Origin of the sequence: Mucilaginibacter lappiensis, from assembly GCF_900155965.1 — a bacterium.
GTDB classification, from domain to species: Bacteria; Bacteroidota; Bacteroidia; order Sphingobacteriales; family Sphingobacteriaceae; genus Mucilaginibacter; species Mucilaginibacter lappiensis.
Genome location: NZ_FTMG01000001.1, coordinates 825,341 through 846,856, shown reverse-complemented (window position 1 = coordinate 846,856; position 21,516 = coordinate 825,341). Strand labels below are relative to the sequence as shown.

16 protein-coding genes are annotated in these 21,516 nt (G+C 45.5%); 13 read left to right on the top strand and 3 right to left on the bottom strand.

From position 1 onward, the window contains the following. Positions 1-74: 74 nt before the first annotated feature. From BW976_RS29210 to BW976_RS03375, 13 genes are all read left to right on the top strand, one after another. A complete protein-coding gene (locus BW976_RS29210; protein ID WP_175614030.1) occupies positions 75-248 on the top strand; it encodes a hypothetical protein in 174 nt (57 codons plus the stop codon). After that, a complete protein-coding gene (locus BW976_RS03430; RefSeq protein ID WP_076370366.1) occupies positions 245-3,331 on the top strand; it encodes a SusC/RagA family TonB-linked outer membrane protein in 3,087 nt (1,028 codons plus the stop codon). Before BW976_RS29210 ends, BW976_RS03430 begins: the two co-directional genes overlap by 4 nt. A gap of 11 nt (positions 3,332-3,342) precedes the next feature. Then, the gene (locus BW976_RS03425; protein WP_076370364.1) at positions 3,343-4,899 is read left to right on the top strand and encodes a RagB/SusD family nutrient uptake outer membrane protein; all 1,557 of its coding nucleotides are present in this window, start codon (positions 3,343-3,345) and stop codon (positions 4,897-4,899) included. Positions 4,900-5,036: 137 nt separating this feature from the next. Further along, positions 5,037-5,513: a hypothetical protein gene (locus BW976_RS03420; RefSeq protein WP_084192046.1), complete on the top strand. Its 477-nt coding sequence runs from the start codon at positions 5,037-5,039 to the stop codon at positions 5,511-5,513. A gap of 9 nt (positions 5,514-5,522) precedes the next feature. Continuing rightward, the gene (locus BW976_RS03415) at positions 5,523-5,933 is read left to right on the top strand and encodes a rhodanese-like domain-containing protein (RefSeq protein ID WP_076370362.1); all 411 of its coding nucleotides are present in this window, start codon (positions 5,523-5,525) and stop codon (positions 5,931-5,933) included. Between the two features lie 25 nt (positions 5,934-5,958). Beyond that, on the top strand, positions 5,959-7,839 hold the full coding sequence (locus BW976_RS03410; protein ID WP_084192045.1) for an arylsulfatase: 1,881 nt from the start codon (positions 5,959-5,961) through the stop codon (positions 7,837-7,839). Positions 7,840-8,107: 268 nt separating this feature from the next. Next, positions 8,108-9,982: an arylsulfatase gene (locus BW976_RS03405; RefSeq protein WP_076370360.1), complete on the top strand. Its 1,875-nt coding sequence runs from the start codon at positions 8,108-8,110 to the stop codon at positions 9,980-9,982. A 9-nt stretch (positions 9,983-9,991) separates the two neighbouring features. Then, positions 9,992-10,732, top strand: coding sequence for a thioredoxin domain-containing protein (locus tag BW976_RS03400; protein ID WP_076370664.1), 741 nt, complete (start codon positions 9,992-9,994; stop codon positions 10,730-10,732). 131 nt (positions 10,733-10,863) lie between these two features. Further along, complete coding sequence (locus BW976_RS03395; protein ID WP_076370358.1) at positions 10,864-12,444, top strand: arylsulfatase; 1,581 nt, start codon at positions 10,864-10,866, stop codon at positions 12,442-12,444. 72 nt (positions 12,445-12,516) lie between these two features. Then, on the top strand, positions 12,517-13,896 hold the full coding sequence (locus BW976_RS03390; RefSeq protein WP_076370356.1) for a sulfatase-like hydrolase/transferase: 1,380 nt from the start codon (positions 12,517-12,519) through the stop codon (positions 13,894-13,896). A gap of 10 nt (positions 13,897-13,906) precedes the next feature. Further along, entirely contained in the window at positions 13,907-15,145 is a 1,239-nt protein-coding gene (locus tag BW976_RS03385) for a DUF2264 domain-containing protein (protein WP_245834615.1), read from the top strand. A 109-nt stretch (positions 15,146-15,254) separates the two neighbouring features. Beyond that, positions 15,255-16,073: an MBL fold metallo-hydrolase gene (locus BW976_RS03380; protein ID WP_076370354.1), complete on the top strand. Its 819-nt coding sequence runs from the start codon at positions 15,255-15,257 to the stop codon at positions 16,071-16,073. Positions 16,074-16,138: 65 nt separating this feature from the next. Beyond that, positions 16,139-16,609, top strand: coding sequence for a hypothetical protein (locus BW976_RS03375; RefSeq protein WP_139332183.1), 471 nt, complete (start codon positions 16,139-16,141; stop codon positions 16,607-16,609). Between the two features lie 51 nt (positions 16,610-16,660). On the opposite strand, the gene BW976_RS03370 is transcribed toward BW976_RS03375, so the two are convergent. Genes BW976_RS03370 through BW976_RS03360 form a run of 3 tightly spaced genes read right to left on the bottom strand, consistent with a single transcriptional unit; the run spans position 16,661 to position 21,514 of the window. Beyond that, on the bottom strand, positions 16,661-17,836 hold the full coding sequence (locus BW976_RS03370) for an alginate lyase family protein (protein ID WP_076370349.1): 1,176 nt from the start codon (positions 17,834-17,836) through the stop codon (positions 16,661-16,663). A gap of 3 nt (positions 17,837-17,839) precedes the next feature. Next, a complete protein-coding gene (locus BW976_RS03365) occupies positions 17,840-20,299 on the bottom strand; it encodes a glycoside hydrolase family 2 TIM barrel-domain containing protein (RefSeq protein ID WP_076370347.1) in 2,460 nt (819 codons plus the stop codon). 18 nt (positions 20,300-20,317) lie between these two features. Then, positions 20,318-21,514 carry an alginate lyase family protein gene (locus BW976_RS03360; protein WP_076370345.1) on the bottom strand — a complete coding sequence of 399 codons (1,197 nt, stop codon included), beginning with the start codon at positions 21,512-21,514 and terminating at the stop codon, positions 20,318-20,320. Between the last annotated feature and the right edge of the window lie 2 nt (positions 21,515-21,516).

Below are 21,516 nucleotides of genomic sequence, written 5' to 3'. Positions count from 1 at the left end.
AATTAAAACAACGAAACAGGGATCGATTGGCGTTGAGCCTGTTTCAATGGTGTCATTTTAAACTATTCAAATTTATGCAAAATATTGCAAAAGTTGGGCGGGGCTTTCTATTGCCCCAGACCCGGCTTGTTCACCTGGTCACGGCCATTGCCGCGCACTTTTACTACCGCTACAACGGTAGCAGGCTTGTACTAAAAGCCGCTGTATCGTCCGGTTTAATCACCAACTTAAACTACCAGGCGATATGAAAAAACTATTATTTATTCAATTATTAGCCTTACTGTTCCCCGCTATTGTTTTTGCACAGCAAACACAGCCTATTATCAATTCCAAACTGGTAGGCAGGGTACTGGATGGTTCCACCAAAGAACCATTGCCCGGCGCGGTAGTACGTATTGAAGGCACAACCCACGTAGTTTCTACAGATGTAGAAGGAAAATTCAGTTTTGTTACCGGTCAGAAGTTTCCATATAAGCTTATTATCACCTTTATAGGTTACGAAACACAATCATACATCGCCACCGGGAGCCCCGTGGAGATATTGATGAAAGATGCCCAAAGCCTGCTGAACCAGGTAGTGGTTGTTGGTTATGGCTCTCAAAAACGTAAAGATATTACCGGTTCGGTAGCATCAGTGCCGCAACTGGCGCTAAAACAACCCGTACCATCGCTCGACAGGGTTTTGCAGGGTACGATTTCAGGTATACAGGTAACCCAGGCTTCCGGGCAACCGGGTGCAGGTGTTACGGTGCATATCAGGGGCGTAAACTCTATTAATGCGGTAGCCGAACCATTGTATATTATTGATGGTTTTCCTACTTCCAACAGCAATTCGCTGACGGATGCCGGGGTAACCAATGGTCCGGAGATCAACCCACTGGCTTCTATCAATACTGCTGATATTGAAAATATTGAGGTGCTGAAAGATGCATCAGCCACAGCCATATACGGAACGCGCGGCGCCAATGGTGTAATTATTATTACCACTAAAAAAGGTAAATCGGGCGTGTCATCTATCAATTACGATGGCACCTACGGTTGGCAAAGTGTGATTAAGACCATTCCGCTGCTCAATTCCGATCAATGGGGTGCGTTACGTAACGATGCGTTGGTTAATTCGGGCAAAACACCACAAACCGCGGCTCAACTCAATCCCTATAATGTGAATACCGATTGGCAAAAGGCTGCCTTCCGGGAAGGGAATACGCAAAATCATAGCTTGTCCATCCTTTCAGGAACAGACAGGACCCGCCTTGCTTTTTCGGGCAACTACATGAAACAGGATGGTATATTACAAAATACCAATTTTGAGCGATATGCCGGTCGTGTGAATGTGGAGCATGATTATAACGATAAGTTCAAAATATCATCATTTATAACCGGCAGCCGTACCAGCGCGCAGGTAGCCCCGGCAGGCGTTGTACCGGCGATACTATTGATGACGCCAACTACTCCGATATACAATCCGGATGGATCCTTCTTTATGAAGAATATATTTGAAGGTAGTTATGGTAACCCAATCAACACGCTCTATAATCAAACCAATACTACTACTACAAGTCGTGTTTTGGGTAATATCTCTGGCGATTATAAAATCACTCCAGACTTGACCGCCCGTGTTTTAGCAGGAGTGGATCTGATTGATAATAAGCAAAATCGTTATTTACCGGCCACGGTATATGAAGGTTCCGGCTACTCAGGTTTGGGCGAAGTTGGTACGCTGAACTCCTTCAACTGGCTGAACGAAAACACGCTGACCTATACCAAAAAACTGGGCAGGAGTAACCTGAATGTACTGGCAGGATTTACCCAACAAAAGTTTAAGGCCGAAGGAGCGATTACCGGATCATCGGGTTTTGTAAGCGATTATGATACCTATAACAACCTGGGCTCGGGCAGTATCACTTCCATTTCGGGGAGCGGTTTTGCTATCGCGCCTTCATCCTCTACCAATACCTGGGCGCTAAAATCATACCTGGCCCGTGTTAATTATGGCTTCGATAGTAAATACCTGTTAACGCTGACCTTACGTGCCGATGGTTCTTCCAAATTTGCTCCCGGCCATCAATGGGCATCGTTCCCATCCGCGGCTATCGCCTGGAATGCCTCCAGCGAAAATTTCCTGAAAAACGTGGAGCAGATCAGTCAGCTTAAATTCAGACTGAGCGCCGGGCAAACCGGTAATAGTGATATTCCGGCATACCAGTCGTATTCACAATTGGGTTATTACCGCTATAACTTTGGTAATACTACGGTAGCTGGTTTCGCGCCAAATAGTTTGGCCAACCCTAACCTTACCTGGGAAAAAACAACCCAGTATGATTTTGGCTTCGACTTTGGCCTGCTGAAAGACCGGATCACGCTTACTGCTGATATCTATTACAAAAAAACAACCAACCTGCTGCTGTATCTGCCGCTGCCGGCTACAAGCGGACTCACCATTATTACCAATACGGCTATCACCAATCCGCAGCAGTATGAAAACGTAGGAGCGGTACAAAACAAGGGTTTTGAGCTAAGCCTGAACTCGCATAACCTCACCGGCTCATTTGTGTGGAACACCAGCCTGGTATTTGCGGTGAACCGTAATAAAGTGTTGAGTTTGGGTGGCAATGGTGTAAATCAGTTTATTCCGGATTCATCCCTGCCATCTATTTTAAAAGTTGGTGAGCCTATCGGTTCATTTATCGGGTATAAAACCAACGGATTGATCAAGGCCGGCGGCCCGGCACTTACCCCGGCTGCCAATACTTCTCCGGGCGGACAGGCCTATGTAGATATAAATGGTGATGGCAAGATCACGCAATCGGCCGATAGGGTGATCTTAGGTAACGCCCAACCTAAGTTTACAGGCGGTATCACCAATACATTCTCGTACAAAGGCGTCGATCTGAGTATTTTCCTGCAAGGCTCATATGGTAACAAAATATATAACCAACAGCGCAATGTACTGGAGCTGGGCACGGGCTATACCAATGCCACCACCACTTTACTGAACCGCTGGACACCTTCCAACACTAATACCGATGTGCACAGCGCCTTCCAGGATCCGGCACCTACTATTTCTGATAGGTTTATCGAAAACGGCTCGTACCTGCGCTTAAAAAGCCTGAGTCTGGGTTATACCATTCCAACATCGGTGGTATCCAAATCGCCTATTAAAAAGATCAGGATCTACATAACTGCTCAAAACCTCATTACCTGGACTAAATACACCGGGTATGATCCGGAGGTGAGCAGTAATGAACAGTCGGCCATTACCTCGGGTGTCGATAATGGGGCTTACCCCAACAGTAAATCCATTATTGCCGGGTTAGGTATCACCTTATAATACGATCAGACATGAAACTCCATAATATAAAATATCTCACTATACTGCTTGCCTTCGGTGCTACCTCTTGCGCAAAGCTGAATGAAGATCCGCGATCTTTTATTCCGGCAAACCAGTTCTATAAAACACAGGCCGACGCGGTAGCCGCGGTTACGGCTGCCTACTCGCTGTTAAACGCGGGTTCTAACGCAGTCCAAACGCCGTACAATACCCTGTTCAATACCGGTATGAACTTTATGGCCGACGACGAGGGACCTGGTCCGGGCGCTACCAATGCCGATGTGCGGTCGCAGGCTGTGCTGGGGCATTCCTCATCAGGTTTGCGTATCCTGCAGATATGGCAGCAACATTATGCCGCCATCAAGAAAGCCAATATCGCTATTGATACCATACCACACATTCAGTTTGATGCTACGCTGAACAAAAGACTAGTGGCCGAGGCTAAGTTTTTACGTGCCCTGTTTTACTTTAATCTGGTGCGTTTATATGGCGATGTACCGCTGGTACTGCATGATCAAACTTCTATTAACCTGTCTGATTTGCAAGTACCCAGAACAGCTGCTGCAACGGTTTATAAACAAATAGAAACCGACCTGATCGCTGCCGCTGTTGATCTGCCAAACACCTACACCGGTGCCGATCTGGGCAGGGCAACCGCGGGTGCTGCTAATGCATTGCTGGCTAAAGTTTATCTGACCGAGCGCCAATGGGCAAAAGCCGTAACCCAGGCCGAAACGGTGATCAATGGCCCGTATGGGTATGATCTGTTTACTAATTACGCAGATGTATTTTTGCCGGCTTCTAAAAATGGTAAGGAGCATATCTTCTCAGCTCAATTTAAAGCCAATTCGCAGGGACAGGGCAATAACCAGGCGCCACGGTCAATCCTCAATGGTATACCTGGTATGACAAGTAGTTATGCCGACCAGGTGGTGTTTTATTCGGTACCCGATGCTACCAAACCGAGCGGAACAGATAAGTTTTTCAGCATCTATAAATTGTATCCGGCTAATGATAAAAGGAAGCGCGTAAGTTTTGTGACCCGTTTCCAGAGCCCGAGCACCAACTTATGGTATGGCAAACTGAATGATAATAGCATCCCCGGTGATTCTACTCCATTTTTTAACAAGTATTATGATCCCAACGTGGTTGCCAATGAGGCTGAGTCTGGGGCCAATGTACCTATCATCCGTTTTTCAGAAGTGTTGCTGATCCATGCAGAAGCAGAAAATGAACTGAACGGGCCAACCACCAAGGCATATACTTCTGTTAACAGGGTGCGTAAACGTGCCGGACTGGATGATCTTTCGGGTTTGACGCAAGCACAATTCCGTGATGCGGTTTACCTGGAGCGCCGCCTGGAATTTGTGTTCGAGTATCAGCGCTGGTTCGATCTGATCCGCGAGCGGGATGCCAGCGGTAACGGCATACTGGAAACCAGCTTGCTCAAAGTAGGTAAAACCAATGTGACCAAAGGAGCAGCGGGCAAATTCTACTTGTTCCCGATACCGCAGCAGGAAATTGATAACAGTAATGGCAAGCTTACGCAAAACCCGGGCTGGCAGTAAAGCCTCACCTAAACGGCGAAGCCCTCATGGTAATAATCCTCTCCAAAGGAGAGGATTTAGAACAAGATTTCAGAACCCTCTCCTTTGGAGAGGGTAGGGTGAGGTTTTGAATAGTTAAACGATTAAATATCAATGCTATGAAAAGATTATTCTTTGTTTTTTTAACAATCATCGGTGGGTTAACCCAGGTTTTAGGACAATCATCGGCGACTGACCAGGGCTCGCATGGGATTGACCCGAGGGTAAGTGCGGCCGTGTTCCAGGTGCTCGATGAGTATATGGCCACCTTTAACGCTAAAGATCTGGCGGGTTGGGAGCGTACCTATCAGTTTCCGCATTACCGGTTGGCCAGCGGTAAAATGTCGGTACTGGAAAAAGCAGGGCTCCGTGACTCTGCAAGAGTTTTTGGCGAGCTGCAAAAGACCGGCTGGGATCATAGCCAGTGGGATCACCGCAACATTATCCAGGCTTCTGCAGATAAGGTACATGTGGATACAGGGTTTTCGCGGTATCGGGCCGATGGGAGCCTGATAGGACATTTCGAGTCTTTGTACATCCTTACCAAAGAAGACGGCCACTGGGGTATTAAGTTCAGATCAAGTTATGCGGAGTAGTACTTAAACATGAAAAAATTAATCATCATCACCGCGCTACTGTTTTTTGTAAACACTGCTTTACGGGCACAACAGACGGCATACGTACAGACCCATTCGGGTAAAATAGCTGTAACACCATCGGTAGAAAAGAAACTGCTTGATGATGTGGCGCAAGGTAAAGCTTACCTCGTAGATGTGCGTACGCCCGAAGAGTACAACCAGAAGCATTTAAAATACGCAGCAAATATCAATATCAAATCGGCCGATTTTGCCGATCAGATCAGGAAGCTAGATAAAAATAAATCCATCTATCTTTATTGTCATTCCGGCAACCGGAGCGGCAGAGCAGCTGATTCCTTGCAAACGCTGGGCTATCATTTAAGCTATAATATAGGAGCTCTTGACAGTTTAACAAAAGCTGGTTTTCCGGTACAATAATAAACATCTAAACGAAAATCATATTATGATACATTTAAAAGTACTCACCCCAAAGCCACCCCAGTATTTTAAGCCGGGTATTGGTAAAATATGGCCCGTTGCTGTGCTTATCGGCATGCTCGGTTTGCAAAGTGTAAAGGCTCAAAATACGCAGCCATTTGGCGGTACGGTAGGGAAAACGCTTAATGATTCAAAGGAGTGGTGGCCCGAGCCTCATAAAGCGCCTGCCGGTGCGCCAAACGTGCTGTGGATCATATTGGATGATGTGGGCTTTGGCGCTACAAGCACCTTTGGCGGTATCATTAAAACACCCAATTTTGATACGCTGGCCAATAACGGGCTGCGTTACACCAATTTCCATACGGCAGGTATCTGCGCGCCTACACGTTCGGCCCTGCTTACCGGGCGTAATCACCATTATGTTCACGAGGGTGGATTCTCGCACATCGCTTTATCTGCCGGGTTCCCGGGTTATGACGGCCGCATACCCTCTGATAAAGGAACGGTTGCCGAAATATTGCGCGAGAATGGTTACAATACTTTTGCCGTGGGTAAGTACGGTTTAACACCCGATGAGGATGCTACCGATGCCGGTCCGTTTGATCGCTGGCCAACAGGTAAAGGTTTTGATCATTTCTTTGGGTTCCTGGGTTCGGCAACGGATCAGTACAAACCTGATCTGGTAGAAGACAACGCCCACGTAACGCCAGATGGTCGTCACCTGAACGAGCAGATCACCGATAAAGCTATTTTTTATATTACCCGACAACATAAAGCAGCACCAGATAAACCTTTCTTTTTGTACTACGCACCGGGAGCAACCCACTCACCGCACCAGGTAGCAAAAGAATGGAGCGATCTGTACAAAGGTCAGTTTGATTCGGGTTGGGATGATTTCAGGGAAAAAGTGATCGCAAGGCAGAAAAAGCTGGGCATCATACCCGCTTATGCTAAATTACCGGAGCGTAATACCCGTATCCCCGCCTGGAAATCATTACCTCCGGCCGAGCAAAAACTATATGCCCGTTTTATGGAAGTGTACGCCGGTTACCTGACTTATACTGATCATGAAGTTGGTCGACTAATCAATTATTTAAAGCAAAGCGGCCAGCTGGATAATACCCTGGTATTTGTGATCATAGGCGATAACGGTGCCAGTAAAGAGGGAACCCTGCATGGTGAGATTAATCCTAAAAAGAATTCGGCCAAATTGCTTGCCGAGGCTCCTTACCTGAAAACAAACATTGAGGATATTGATGACATAGGCACGCCGCAGGCCTCAACCAATTACCCGCTGGGCTGGGCACAGGCTGCCAACACGCCCTTTAAATACTGGAAACAGGATGCCAACTCCGAAGGAGGCACCCGTAACCCGTTGATTGTTTACTATCCAAAAGGCATTAAAGACAAGGGAACCATCCGCACGCAGTACGGTCATGTGATTGATGTGCTGCCTACCACATTGGAGTATACAGGCATTAAACTGCCTGAGTACATCAGGGGTATTAAACAGGATACACTGCAAGGAACATCTCTGGTTTATTCCTTTGATCACCCGGAAGCAGCTAACAGGCACAAACTACAGCATTACTACATATTTGGCTCGCGTTCTATTTACAGCGATGGCTGGAAAGCCGAGGCGGCACACCATCCGGATTATGTGGAGCTGAACGACTTTACCGTAGGCAAAAATGTTCCCGATATCAGCTTTGATGATGATGTATGGGAACTGTATAACCTGAACGATGACTTCAATGAGCGTATCGACCTGGCCAAGAAATATCCCGAAAAGTTAAAAGAACTGAAAGCAGTATTTGAAGAACAGGCTCAAAAAAATAACCTGTATCCGTTTATTGACTGGTACGATGTTTATCATCGGAGGATACATCAGAATTATAAAAAATAGACTGTTGAGGGAGCAAGGATTAGGGGAACAAAGAGCAAGGATTCTTTGGAACATGGATAAGTAGAGCAAAGAACAAGGACAAAAAAACGCGTCATTGCGAGGTACGAAAGCCCCCTCTAAATCTCCCCCGGAAGGGGAGACTTTGGAAAATATTTTAAAGCCCTCCCTTCCGGGGAGGGTTGGGTGGGGCTGTAGCTTTCGTACCTCGCAATTGACGTGTATTAAATTAGATCAGAAGTTATAATCCAATAATATAAAACCTATCCATATGAAACAAAATCATAAAAAAACGTTCGTGGCAATAGTAATTGCCCTGGGTTTTGCGCTGCCGGCCGTGGCGCAATATGGACCCGTAGCTCCGGCCAATATACCGCCATCAACTCCATCAACCTACAAAGGGGTGATAGGCAAAACCCTGGCCGAATCAAAGGAATGGTGGCCTAAGCCGCTTAAGGCCCCTAAAGGCGCACCCAATGTGGTGTGGATATTATTAGACGATGTTGGCTTTGGCGCCTCTGCTACCTTTGGAGGACTCATCAGCACCCCCAATTTTGATACGCTGGCCAACAATGGCTTACGTTATACTAATTTTCATACAGCTGGTATTTGCGCGCCAACCCGGTCGTCTTTGCTAACAGGTCGTAATCATCATTATGTGCACGTGGGTAATTTTTCGCATGCCTCAACCGCAGCAGGTTTTCCAGGGTATGATGGCCGGATCCCGGCTGATAAGGGTACCATTGCCGAAAATCTGCGCGAAAACGGTTACAGTACCTTTGCTGTAGGCAAGTGGGGCGTAACACCCGATGAGGATACTACAGCCGTTGGTCCATTCGACCGCTGGCCTACGGGTAAAGGCTTTGATCACCACATTGGTTTTCTGGAATCGGCTACCGACCAGTATAACCCGCCGCACCTGGTAGAGGATAATTTCCATATAAAACCGGATGGCCGTAACCTGAACGAGGTGATCACCGATAAGGCCATAGCCTATATTGATGCTGCTCATAAAGCCGCTCCCGACAGGCCTTTCTTTTTATATTATGCGCCAGGTGCTACTCATGCCCCGCACCAGGTAAGCAAGGAGTGGAGCGACCTGTACAAGGGTAAATTTGATGAAGGCTGGGATGTGTACCGCGAAAAGGTTTTTGAAAATCAGAAAAAAGCCGGTTATATTCCTGCTTATGCTAAACTGCCCGAGCGTAATGAGCGCATACAAGCCTGGAAGAGTCTGCCGCCGGCTCAGCAAAAACTATATGCCCGTTTTATGGAAGTATATGCCGGGTACCTTACCTATATCGACCACCAGGTTGGCCGGGTGATCAGTTATCTTAAAGCGTCTGGTCAGTTTGATAATACGCTGGTATTTGTGATGATAGGGGATAACGGCGCCAGTAAGGAAGGAACTTTCCACGGTGTCATCAACCCCAAAAACTCACCCCTGACTACACCTGAGGCCGATTATATCAAGGATAACGAAAGTGATTACGAATCTATCGGCACTCCTGAGGCATCAACCAATTATCCACTAGGATGGGCACAGGCTGCCAATACGCCTTTCAAATACTGGAAATCTGATGCCGACGCCGAAGGTGGTACGCATAACCCGCTCATTGTTTACTATCCAAAATTGATCAAGGAAAAAGGCGGTATCCGTAACCAGTATGGTCATGTTTCGGATATATTCCCAACTACTATTGAAGCCGCAGGTTTGAAACTGCCTGAGTATATTAAAGGTATTAAACAGGATACGTTGCAGGGTAAATCGTTGTTTAGCTCGTTCAATAATGCGCAGGCGCCAACGTTGCACACCAAACAATACTATTACATCTTCACTTCCCGCTCTATTTATAAAGACGGCTGGAAAGCCGAAGCCGCGCATCGCCCGGATAATATCGACCTGCTCAATTTTCCACAAGGTAAAACACTTCCTGAGCGCAATTACGACAAGGACGTATGGAAGCTGTATAACCTGAACGAGGATTTTAACGAACGCATTGACCTGGCTAAAAAATATCCTGAAAAATTAAAGGAATTGAAAGACTTGTTTGATGCCGAGGCTAAAAAGAACAATATCTACCCCTTTATTGACCGTGATGATATCAACAATAAAAGGATCCATCATTTAGAAAACAATAACTAATTAATGATCATGAAAAAATTAAGAAACTTTTTGCTGGCAGTAATAGTTGCCGCCACGGGTGTTGCCAATGCGCAAACCACACCTGTACAACCCCCATTGTTATCATTAGAGGCTTTTGCCGCCAAACTTAACCACGCTAAAAACGCGCAGATACTGGATGCCCGTTCGGGCGAAGAATTTGTACAGAACCATATCAAGGGCGCTGTTAACGTAGATGCCAAAGCCGCCGATTATCGGCAACGCCTGGATGCGCTTTCAAAAGACAAACCGACCTTTGTTTACTCTATTGCCAATGGCCGAAGCAAGGTTTTATCCAACGAATTGCGTGCAAAAGGGTTTAAGGACGTAGAAGAGCTTCCGGGTGGTTTAGCTAACTGGATAGGTTCTGGTTATCCTATTATCTCGACTACTAAAAAAGGTGTTTCTTTAACTAAGGCAGAATTTACAGAGCTTACCGGTTCATCGCAGTTGGTACTGGTTGATTTTGGCTCCCGGTATTGCGGCGCCTGCAAAAAGCTGGTACCCGTACTGGATTCGTTGAAAGCAAAAACTGGTTTTACCCCAAAGATCATCAGCATCGAAGTATATGATAATACTGCTTTGGCAAAGGAGCTTAAAGTAAACGTGCTGCCAACCCTGGTGCTGTATCAAAACAAAAAAGAGGTTTGGAAAAAGCAAGGGTTTTCGTCAGTTTACCAGGTTGAAGCCGTGGTGGCACAGACTACCTCAAGCATTGCGAAAACCAAATAGTCATCATATTTCCTTTTGTCATTTCGAACGAGGAACGAGGAGAAACCTTATACGCTATTATATCCCAATGTATAAGATTTCTCTCTTCGTTCGAAATGACATTTAGTGTAAGATAATAACCACCACCAACATTGAAACATTTACTACTCCTTATTTTATGCCTGCTTTCCGGCAGCATCACCTTCGCGCAAAAGCAAATAACCAAACCCAATATCGTCATCATTTTAGCCGACGATATGGGCTTTGCTGATCTGGGTTGTTTTGGCTCCGAGATCCATACCCCCAATATTGATAAACTCGCCCGGGAAGGTTTAAAAATGACCCAATTTTATAATGCCGGGAGGTGCTGTCCATCGCGCACATCATTGTTAACCGGTTTATATCCGCACCAGGCAGGTGTGGGCGACATGGTGAAATATAAAGGCTCGCCGGTATACCAGGGGTATCTGAATGAGCATTGCGCCACCATTGCCGAGTTGCTGAAAACCAAAGCCGGTTATAACACCATCGTATCGGGCAAATGGCATGTTGGTCTGCAGCCATCGGCACTGGCCTTTAATCGCGGTTTTGACAGATCATTTATCATGCTGAATAATGGCAGCAGTTATTTTAATTCGGCCCCATTGTATAACGATGGCAGCAAGATAACCTTTATGCTGAACGACCGGGAGATCACGAGGAACGATACTTCTAAATATCTGACACAAGCTATTACCGATTTCGCCATACAGTCGTTGGAACAAATTAAAACTGATAAGTCGCCGTTCTTTTTATATGTGGCTTATAACGCCCCGCATTGGCCCATACAAGCACTGCCGGAGGACATTGCCCGTTACAAGGGCAAATACCTCAAAGGCTGGGACAAGCTGCGTAAACAACGTTATGAAAAATTACTGGCCAGCGGTATCATCAAAAAATACTGGAAACTATCTGATCGTGACAGTCGCGCATCCGACTGGGATTCATTATCACCTGAAGAAAAAGATAAATGGGATACCCGCATGGCCATTTACGCGGCCATGATAGATAGGATGGATGCCGGTGTAGGCGAGATCATGAACAAGCTGAAACAACTTGGAAAAGATAAAAATACCATCGTGCTTTTTGCATCAGACAATGGTGGCAGTGCCGATGAGGTAAAGAGCCTGGCCACAGTGATTCAAAAAAATGGAACACCCGGTTCAGTAAATTCTATTGATAGTTACGAAATTCCCTGGGCCAACGTGAGTAACACACCGTTCAGGCTGTTTAAAAGAAATACACACGAGGGCGGTATCGCCACACCGTTTATTGCCTGGTTCCCGGGTATTATCAAAGCTGGTAGCACCAACACGCAGCCTGCCCATTTTATCGATATCATGCCCACCTGTCTTGATTTGGCTGGCGTAAGTTATCCGCAGGAGTTAAAAAATAGGAAGCTTACACCGTTGGAGGGATTTAGTCTGAAAAATGTATTGCTCAGCAAAGCCTGGAACGGTCACGATGCCATCTTTTGGGAGCATGAGGGTAGCCGGGCCATCAGGAAAGGGAACTGGAAACTGGTTGCCGAAATTGACCGGCCCTGGGAATTGTATGATTTGGATGCCGATCGATCTGAAACCAATAATCTCGCTGCTAAATACCCCGATAAGGTAAAAGCCCTGGAAGCCGAATACCTGCAATGGGCACAAAAAGTAGGAGTGGTTGACTGGAACAAGATAAAATCATTGTAACAAAAATAATAAAGTAACCGCTTGTAAAGTAAAATGGCAATCGGTTACTTTGGATAAATTATACCAACCTTTATGCAATCTTTTCCGGGCAAATTACCTGCTAAGCTAATATGGCTTGTATTACTTTTTATAACATTAAATGCCAGGGCGCAGCAACGCCCCAATGTCATTTTTGTACTGGCCGATGATATGGGTTACTCCGACCTGAGTTGTTATGGAAACCCGGTCATTAAAACGCCGTTCCTGGATAAAATGGCCCAAAAAGGTGTAAGAGAAACTAATTATGTGGTATCCAGTCCAAGCTGTACGCCATCAAGGGCATCGTTGCTAACAGGGCGTTATGCCTCCAGGATGAATCTTCCCTATCCTATAGGGCCGGGATCGGAATTGGGTTTGCCTGATCAGGAAGTGACCATTGCCGAAATGCTGAAGGCTGTTGGTTATAAAACTGCTATGATAGGTAAATGGCATCTGGGCGATCATAAGCCTTACAACCATCCCATGGCGCAAGGTTTCGACTCCTATTACGGTATGTTGTACAGCCATGATTATAAGTATCCATACGTTAAAACAGATACCACGCTTAAAATATTCCGGGGACATAAACCAGAGGTGATCAAACCGGCTGATTCATCCCTGATCGATCTATATAAGAACGAGGCGATCAGGTATATTAAAGAGCAAAAGAAAGGTAAACCATTTTTCTTGTACCTGGCGCATAATGTGCCGCATTTGCCGGTAGCCTTTGCCTCATCGCAGCAAAATAAAGGCCGTTCCGATGGCGGTCACCTGGGTGATGTGGTGGAGCAGCTCGACGCCAGTTTAGCCGAGGTTTGGGCACAGCTGGAAAAACAAGGACTGGCCGATAATACCATATTTATGTTTTCGAGCGATAACGGCCCGTGGATCGAGTTTCCATCGCGCATGTCGGGTGATGGGGCTACCAAACCCTGGGATGCCGGTACCGCAGGCGTCTTCCGCGGCAGCAAAGGGCAAAGTTATGAAGGTGGCGTACGCGAACCTTTTATTGTGTACTGGAAAGGGCATACGCCTGTAGGTGCATCCATCACCAGTATGGTGAGCAATCTGGATGTATTGCCAACCCTGGCCCAGTGGGTAAACGCGCCATTGCCAAAAGGGCGGGTGCTTGATGGGCAATCCATCTCCGATGTGCTGTTGGGCAAAGGCGGCCGTCATCCCAAACACCGGGAAATTTATTACGTAAATAACGGCATTTGTGAAGCGGTACGCCAGGGCGATTGGAAATACCGGGAAGTAAAATCGGCCAATACCAATACAGGGATATCCAACCAGGCACAGGAATCTAAAATAGAATTGTTTAATTTGTCATTCGATCCAAGCGAACGAACCAATGTTATCCAGGAATACCCTGAAAAGGCAAAAGAACTGAAAGCTTTGTTTGATAAATTCCCCGGTAAAACCGAGAATTAATAATGATAAGATGAACATCAATCCTGTAATGCGCCATAAATTTTTCTGTTTGATATTATCCTTGCCTTTATCAGGTATGGTGATGGCCCAATCGCCAACAGATAATGAGGCCGGGCAAAAAGAACGGGCTTACCTGGTTAAATCTTTGGTGAAGATAGCCAATCCGGTATTGATCACCTTGAGTAAAAACGAACTCAAACAGCAAATGCCGGTTGAAGCCAAGACCGGCGATCGTAAAAATTATACTTACCTGGAAGCTTTTGGCCGGTTACTGGCTGGTATGGCGCCCTGGCTGGAATTAGGACCCGATCAAACCCCCGAAGGTATATTACGCAAAAAATATATCGAACTGGCGCGTATGGGTCTTCACAATGCTACCGATCCGAACGGTGCTGATTTTATGAATTTTAACAAAGGCGCTCAACCCGTGGTTGATGCCTCCTTTTTGGCCCAGGCCTTATTACGAGCGCCACACCAACTATGGGATCCATTGGATGCGCCAACCAAAGCAAATATTATTGCCGCGTTTAAATCTTCGCGAGTTATTACACCCGGATATAATAACTGGCTGCTGTTCAGCGCTACTATTGAAGCAGCCTTGCTGAAATTTGATAATTATGGCGACAGGATGCGAATGGATTATGCCATTAAACAACATCAACTTTGGTACAAGGGGGATGGACTGTATGGTGACGGTGCCGATTTTCATTGGGATTACTACAACAGTTTTGTGATACAACCCATGCTGCTGGAAGTGTTGCAAACGCTCCAGGATGCCGGAGTCGACCAAAAAGCAACTTACAATACCGCGCTGAAACGTGCCCGTCGTTATGCCGCTATTCAGGAACGGTTGATATCTCCCGAGGGCACTTATCCACCCATTGGCCGCTCATTGGCTTATCGATTTGGCGCCTTTCAGCTTTTATCAAAAATTGCCCTGATGCATACTTTGCCCGATGGCATAAAACCTGAACAGGTGAGGGCGGCTTTGTATACCCTTGTTAAAAGACAAATCGAAGCCCCTGGTACTTTTGATGAAAAGGGCTGGTTGCAGGTGGGGCTGTACGGACATCAGCCGGATATTGGTGAGGGGTATATATCTACGGGGAGCCTTTACCTTTGTTCCGAAGTTTTTTTGATACTGGGTTTACCACCATCCGACGAATTTTGGCAAAAGGCTGATGAGGACTGGACTGCCAAAAGAGTGTGGAAGGGAACAGATACTGAAACCGACCACGCTATCGATTAATACATAACGCCTGGACTATTTTTCTTGTAATATCTGGACTATATGGATAGTCCATTAATGTCTGAAATTAGATGATAATTAATCTAACCAGACTTAAAACGGAGATATTATGGAACAAGTAAAAAACACTTGCTGTACCTGTGGTACACAATATGAAGCAGAACTGTCATCACCTGAGTTTTGCCCGATATGTAATGACGACCGGCAATATCTTGCTGAAGATGGCCAAAACTGGACTAACTCAGTCGAAATAGTAGCTAATCACCAGGTATTGATCAGGGAACTTAGTCCTACGCTTTTCTCCCTGCAGGTAACACCATTATTAGCGCTCGGAAACAGGGCTTTACTAACACTTTCACCGGGAGGCAATATTTTGTGGGATTGTATTCCGCTGCTTAACCAGGAAATTATTGATTTTATCGGATCGAAGGGAGGGATAAAGGCTATCGCTTTTTCGCACCCTCACTTTTACAGCAATGTGAATGAGTGGGCACAGATATTTGATTGTCCGGTTTATATTCATGCTGCTGATGAGCAATGGATGTTTAACAAAGGACCGCATATCTCATTTTGGGAGGGAACTGAACAGCAGTTATGCGATGGTATCTCCATCATCAATATTGGCGGACATTTCCCAGGTAGCAGCGTGCTGCGGGTGCCTGACTTATCGGCAGAAGGAACATTACTTACCGGCGATAGTATTTACGTTGCTAAAAGTAAAAAGCATCTGGCATTTATGTACAGTTATCCGAACGTAATTCCATTACCCGAAAAGGAACTGGCAGAGGTGATTAAACGGGTTGACCAGATACCATTTGATACTATTTACGGTGGTTTTGAATGGCAGAACTTAACTCAGGTAGCCAGGGAGGTTTTTAGATCATCTGTAACACGATATGGGATAAGCTTAGAGGCGCCAGTGTATTGATGAAAATTGTAAGTGTTTGTAACGAAATGATTTGGTGTGGCGTAATGGTTATAAACCTGCATTTTATGAAATTACTTAAACCAAATTTTGTCAGTGCTTTATATGGCGTACTGATTTGCACTTTACTGATCACCGGGGCTTGTAAAAAAGACAAGAAACCGGTAACTGAACCAGTTAAAAGCTTGATTGGGGGCTGGGCGGTCACCAACCAGGGGCCTAATTTTGATACTCATTTATATTTCGGTGGGCTTGGCGAATTTACGTACACATTAGTGCATTACGATAACGGACTGACAAATCAGACCTTGTATAACGGTACTTATACTACTAAAGGCGATAGTTTAAAAATTACGATCAAGGAGATGGTTGTGCAAAATGGTAATAGTCCTGTGGTTAAAACGCCAAGCAATGTCAAACTTTATGATCGTACCATATTTATTCTTGATGGTAACGTATTAACCTTAAAATATATCACCTATCCGGCCGATGCCCCGGTATTAACTGAGTTTAAATTCCACAGGCTATTACCCGATTAAATATTATATCATAAAAAAGCCCGGTTCATTTGAGCCGGGCTTTTGATGTTTTTAATTGAGCCAGATAAGCGGATGCCTTACCGGTAAATTTCTGATGATCTCTTCATCTTTTGGTGTGTGATCCAATTTTTTCCAGGTATTAAGCCATTCGGCATTGCCATAAGCCGCTGCACCAAAAACCAATGAGGGCTGTGCTACCGGCCAGCTTTCCCAGTGCATCACATCGTGCGCATAGGGCCATGTATTTTTATCTTTTAAAAAGGGATATAAAAATTGAATCCCTTTTTTGATGGAGCGACCATCAGGTGTTTGGTAGGTCCATAAATTATCGTTTTTGTCGCTCAGTATCTGGCATAGGGTGGTCATGGCATCCAGGTTAAATATAGAATATCCATAAGGTTTGGTGCGTTTTAACTCTAAGGGGAAACTACCATCGGCAGCTATCTGGCTGGGCAATAATACCTCTTTAAAGCGGGTGCGGCAAAAATCCATCACCTCTTTATTGCCTGTAAATTTGGCAAAGCAAGCGGTTTGCATGGCCCAGCAAGTGCCATGATTGTTTTTGGCATTCATTTCGTCTTTACCGTACGGGTGAGTGGTAAGCCAGGTAATATACTGGCTAAACCAGCCTTTGATCCCCACAAGCGTTTGTTGATCTATCAAGGAAGAATTTTGCATCGCTTCCACACCCTGAACCACCTCCATTAATTGTATGGTATCAATAATGCCAATACCGCGACCAGTGGCTACCCCTTTAATGGCTTGCGCATATTGCAGGTTGGGGTTCATCAAAGTTTCGGGGGTAATGAACCAGGCTTTCAGGTGCCAGAGCGCCTGCTTAACATACTTTTTATCACCGGTAATCTGATAGGCGGATGCAAGGGCTCCAATGATACGGCTAAAGCGGATCATAGCCAGGCGATGTGCCACAAAATTCTGCGGATTGGTCAACCCATCCTTTTGTATGTACGGGCTATTCGGATCTTGCGGGTTGGGCCACCAGTAGTCACCTTCGGAGTAAAAATCGTGCTTGCCTCCCGAGCTGCGCGAGCAAGTTTCGGTCGTAACGGTTACCGGATCTTGTTTAAGCGCCCAGGCGGCTTCTTTTAGTATATCGGCTTTTAATGTAGCCGTTACCTGCTGTTTAACGGGCAAGTCTGTATCTGTTTGCCAACTTAGTAAGAGCAGGGGCAAACAAAGAAATAATAAATACCGTATTTTAAACATAGCTTATAAATTAATGAATGCGGTTGGTAAGCCCGGCGATTGTACACCTACCACGCTTTTACCATTATTTGTTTTTACACTGATTAAAGCCCGACCATTATACGCCTGTACTTTACGTGAACCTCTTGAAGTACCCAGATCATCTATTAGCGTACCATCGCCGGATAGCGAAAACGCGATCCAGTTTACGGCGTCAAGACATGGTACCCCTTTAATGTCCTGTAATTTTACCTGTATAGTGGCCTCGCCATTTTCATCTTTCACTTTTTCGATCACAATTTTGGCCGGTTTACCCCATTTTTCGGTCTGGTATTGCTGACTGATTTGGTCGGTAACGGTTTGTTTGCCTTTATGGGCCACTACTTTAATATCGTTACTACCTGCCTGTAGCGGTACCATCCAACGCAAACCCGCTGCCGGGAAATCCTGGCTGTTGCGTTTTTTTACACCATAGCTTTTACCGTTCACAAAAAGCTCAGCGTTATCGCAATTAGAATACACTTTTACCATTTTTTCTTCGCCTGCATCACCCCAGCGCACGGGCCAGCTGTGCCCATAAATGTGGGCCATAGGTTTTTCCGTCCAATAAGATTGGAATACATAATACGATTCCTTGGGTGTAAGATCTCGTTCAACCACACCTTTTTGGTTCATATAAGGGATAGGGTTATCCGGACGGATGGGCGTCGAGAAATCTTTAAATATCCAAAATGCCGAGCCGGTAAGCCATGACATGGTTTCCTGCTCTTTCAGGTGCCAGTCGAACAAGTTACAGATATAACTTTCGCTCCAATCGCCATCTTTAGACGCACGAGCTGCGCCGCCATACAGGGAAGCGTCACCAAGGCGTTCATCTGTACCTGTTCCCGCTTTGATGATGCTCAACGCTTTATCCGGATTTTCGGAATGGCGCAGGGCATGACTATCGCCGCCCCATTCGGCATGGAAAAAGTGTTTTACTTTTTTAAATTCTTCTTCGGAAGTTGACTTGTACTCGGTAAATAAACCACGGTACCAGCCCGCCCAGATAGAAGGGGAGTATACATCGGGTATATCTTTACAGAAATCACAACGCCTGATGGTTGTTTTGCGTGAAGGATCCAGGCGATGAGCCAGGTCATTCTGCGTTTTCATGAAAGTTCTGATCTTTTCTTTATCAAATACTGGAAAATCACCTTCCCAATCGTTCTCATTACCTAATCCCCACAAAATAATAGCCGGATGATTAAAGTGCTGTTCGATCATGTTGGTCATCATTTGCTTGGCTTGGTTCTGATAGATCTCGCCGCCTAAGCCGCCGCGGCACCATGGTTCTTCTTCCCAAACCAGGATGCCCAGGCTATCGCATAAATTCAATATGATACGAGACTGCTGGTAGTGACCCAGTCTGATAAAGTTAACACCCATATCCTTCATCAATTGCATTTCCTGGTGCATCATACTATCGGTCATGGCCTCAGCTACACCAGCCTGATCTTCATGGCGATGGGTACCGCGTAATAGCAAACGTTTACCGTTCAAATAAAACGGCCCGTTATTGGCAAACTCAAAATTGCGAAACCCCACTTTTTCGGTTTGCACATCAACCTGGTCGCCTGATTTTACTGATACTTCAACCGTATACAAAGCTGGATCAATAGGTGACCATAACTTTGGTTTTTTCAACTGGAACGAGCCAATCGAAATATCGCCGGTCAAATTGTTGAGCTGAAAAGTTTTGTTGGCCACAACTTTACCTTGCGGATCAATCAGTTTAATCAGGCCATCGGCAGCAAAATTATTAGCCGGGTTATAGAACCTGGCTTTAACCTGAAGCTCGCCCAGCTTACCTTCCTTATCAGTTTGTGCCGATGCAAATATTTTATCCAAAGAAACAGCCGGAACATACACCATGTTCAGGTAGCGGTAAAGTCCACCATAAACATTAAAATCAGATAACTGTGAGGGGATAGTTTCCAGATCTCGCGAGTTATCGCACCTGATCTCCACCGGGATACGTCCTTTAAATCGTTTTTGACAAACATCCGTCTTTTTAAAATCTTCCACCGCCTGGGTGATATCTACTGTCCACTCGTCGTAACCACCCAAATGGGCACCTACTTTGGTGGTATATACGTATACCTCGGTTTTTTGTCCGGCACCTTCAAAATGGAGCAATATACGGCCATTAGCATAAGGGTTTTTAATATCCAACTGGGTGCGGTACCAGCCTGGTCCCTGGTAATAGTTCACATCCGGATCAACAGCATCCCGTGCATTAAAACAATGGGGCAGCGTTACCTTTTGCCAAACCGGAACACTTTCGGGGTTACCGGGTGTAACCGGACGCACGGCTTCCCATATGCCGCCAATGTCCTGCCTCAGGAACTCCCAATTACCGGTAAGCCTTGTTTTTTGCTGGGCATAGCTCAACTGACCAAAAACACAGATAAAAGTTAAAAGGGATAATACTGATCTTTTCATAAGTATATTAAAAACCTGCTAATTGATATCGTTTAACCGATTTTTTATTGGATGCTCTTTTAAATATTGTTTGAAGTTATCATCAGGATAAACAGCGGCAGCAGCACGAACGATACGGGTAAATGTGCCATAGGTAATAGGCTCAATTTGCTCGTGGGTCCATGCTTTTTGTTTAAGTGCATAAGGCATAAGCCAGTTAATGGCTGTTTTGATGCCTTTACCATCGATGGTTTGCTCATGCCAAAGATCTACATTAACCAAAGCGGCCATTTTAGCCAGGCGGCACCAGCCCCAAAGGTTCATGTTGGCATAACCCCAGGATTTGGTACGGATCAACTCCAGCGGCATAGCGCCATCGGGAGTAAATTGTTGGTCGATCCTGGCCATAGTGGTTTGCTGCAGGGTTTGTTTTGCCAAAGCATCGTTGCCGGTAAACAAGGCGAAATCAACTACCTGCAGGTCATAATAAGTACCATGATTATTGATTTGGCTGTGTTCCGATTTGCCATTTTTGCTGGTTACCAACCAATTCAGATATTGTTGGTACCACTGTTTTATGCCATTTATTAAGCCGCTATCAACATTCTTGCTGGATTGTAGTAGGGTGAGCATATCCGGTATAACGGTTAATCCAGTCGTTTCAATAATACCAATTCCACGGCCATCATTAAGTCCGGGAATATATTGCGCGTAATTTAAATTTGGGTTCATTCGGGTATCGGCATCCAGGAACCAAACTTGCAGTAAAGTTTTAACTTTCTGTGTGTATTTTTCGTTACCGGTGAAGTACCAGGCTAGCGTGAGCTGCTCTACACTATTGCATAAATTACCTATCTGGCTGCCGTCATGCAACAAATAAATTTCGGGATTACGCCGGCCATCTTTTCGGATGTAAGGTTTACCATCTTTTTTGGAGGAATCTGCCCACCAGTAGGGCGCCTGGCTTACATAGTCGTGTTTATCATTACTGGGTGCCAGCTTAGTTTTATGATAAGTTACCGAATAGGGACCTGCACTTAATAGGCTATCGGCACGGGCAAGCAGGTTGTTAACCTGTGCTACCATGGCTGTGTCTTTATTTTGATACTGTTGTTTACTTTGATGAAGCGCTTGCTCATCAAGCAGTATAAAAATAGTTTTACCAGCCTTGCGTTGGGCAAAGCTGGTAAAACATAGGGGTATTAACAGAAACAGGGTAATGTGTCTGTATGTCATAA

What these genes read in the sequence shown, in the direction of transcription:
- BW976_RS03425 (WP_076370364.1), top strand. Translation starts at nt 3,343, where the DNA reads ATGAAACTCCATAATATAAAATATCTCACTATACTGCTTGCCTTCGGT.
- BW976_RS03370 (WP_076370349.1), bottom strand. Translation starts at nt 17,836, where the DNA reads ATGTTTAAAATACGGTATTTATTATTTCTTTGTTTGCCCCTGCTCTTA.
- BW976_RS03400 (WP_076370664.1), top strand. Translation starts at nt 9,992, where the DNA reads ATGAAAAAATTAAGAAACTTTTTGCTGGCAGTAATAGTTGCCGCCACG.
- BW976_RS03375 (WP_139332183.1), top strand. Translation starts at nt 16,139, where the DNA reads ATGAAATTACTTAAACCAAATTTTGTCAGTGCTTTATATGGCGTACTG.
- BW976_RS03415 (WP_076370362.1), top strand. Translation starts at nt 5,523, where the DNA reads ATGAAAAAATTAATCATCATCACCGCGCTACTGTTTTTTGTAAACACT.
- BW976_RS03410 (WP_084192045.1), top strand. Translation starts at nt 5,959, where the DNA reads ATGATACATTTAAAAGTACTCACCCCAAAGCCACCCCAGTATTTTAAG.
- BW976_RS03380 (WP_076370354.1), top strand. Translation starts at nt 15,255, where the DNA reads ATGGAACAAGTAAAAAACACTTGCTGTACCTGTGGTACACAATATGAA.
- BW976_RS03390 (WP_076370356.1), top strand. Translation starts at nt 12,517, where the DNA reads ATGCAATCTTTTCCGGGCAAATTACCTGCTAAGCTAATATGGCTTGTA.
- BW976_RS03405 (WP_076370360.1), top strand. Translation starts at nt 8,108, where the DNA reads ATGAAACAAAATCATAAAAAAACGTTCGTGGCAATAGTAATTGCCCTG.
- BW976_RS03365 (WP_076370347.1), bottom strand. Translation starts at nt 20,299, where the DNA reads ATGAAAAGATCAGTATTATCCCTTTTAACTTTTATCTGTGTTTTTGGT.
- BW976_RS03420 (WP_084192046.1), top strand. Translation starts at nt 5,037, where the DNA reads ATGAAAAGATTATTCTTTGTTTTTTTAACAATCATCGGTGGGTTAACC.
- BW976_RS03430 (WP_076370366.1), top strand. Translation starts at nt 245, where the DNA reads ATGAAAAAACTATTATTTATTCAATTATTAGCCTTACTGTTCCCCGCT.
- BW976_RS03360 (WP_076370345.1), bottom strand. Translation starts at nt 21,514, where the DNA reads ATGACATACAGACACATTACCCTGTTTCTGTTAATACCCCTATGTTTT.
- BW976_RS03385 (WP_245834615.1), top strand. Translation starts at nt 13,907, where the DNA reads ATGAACATCAATCCTGTAATGCGCCATAAATTTTTCTGTTTGATATTA.
- BW976_RS29210 (WP_175614030.1), top strand. Translation starts at nt 75, where the DNA reads ATGCAAAATATTGCAAAAGTTGGGCGGGGCTTTCTATTGCCCCAGACC.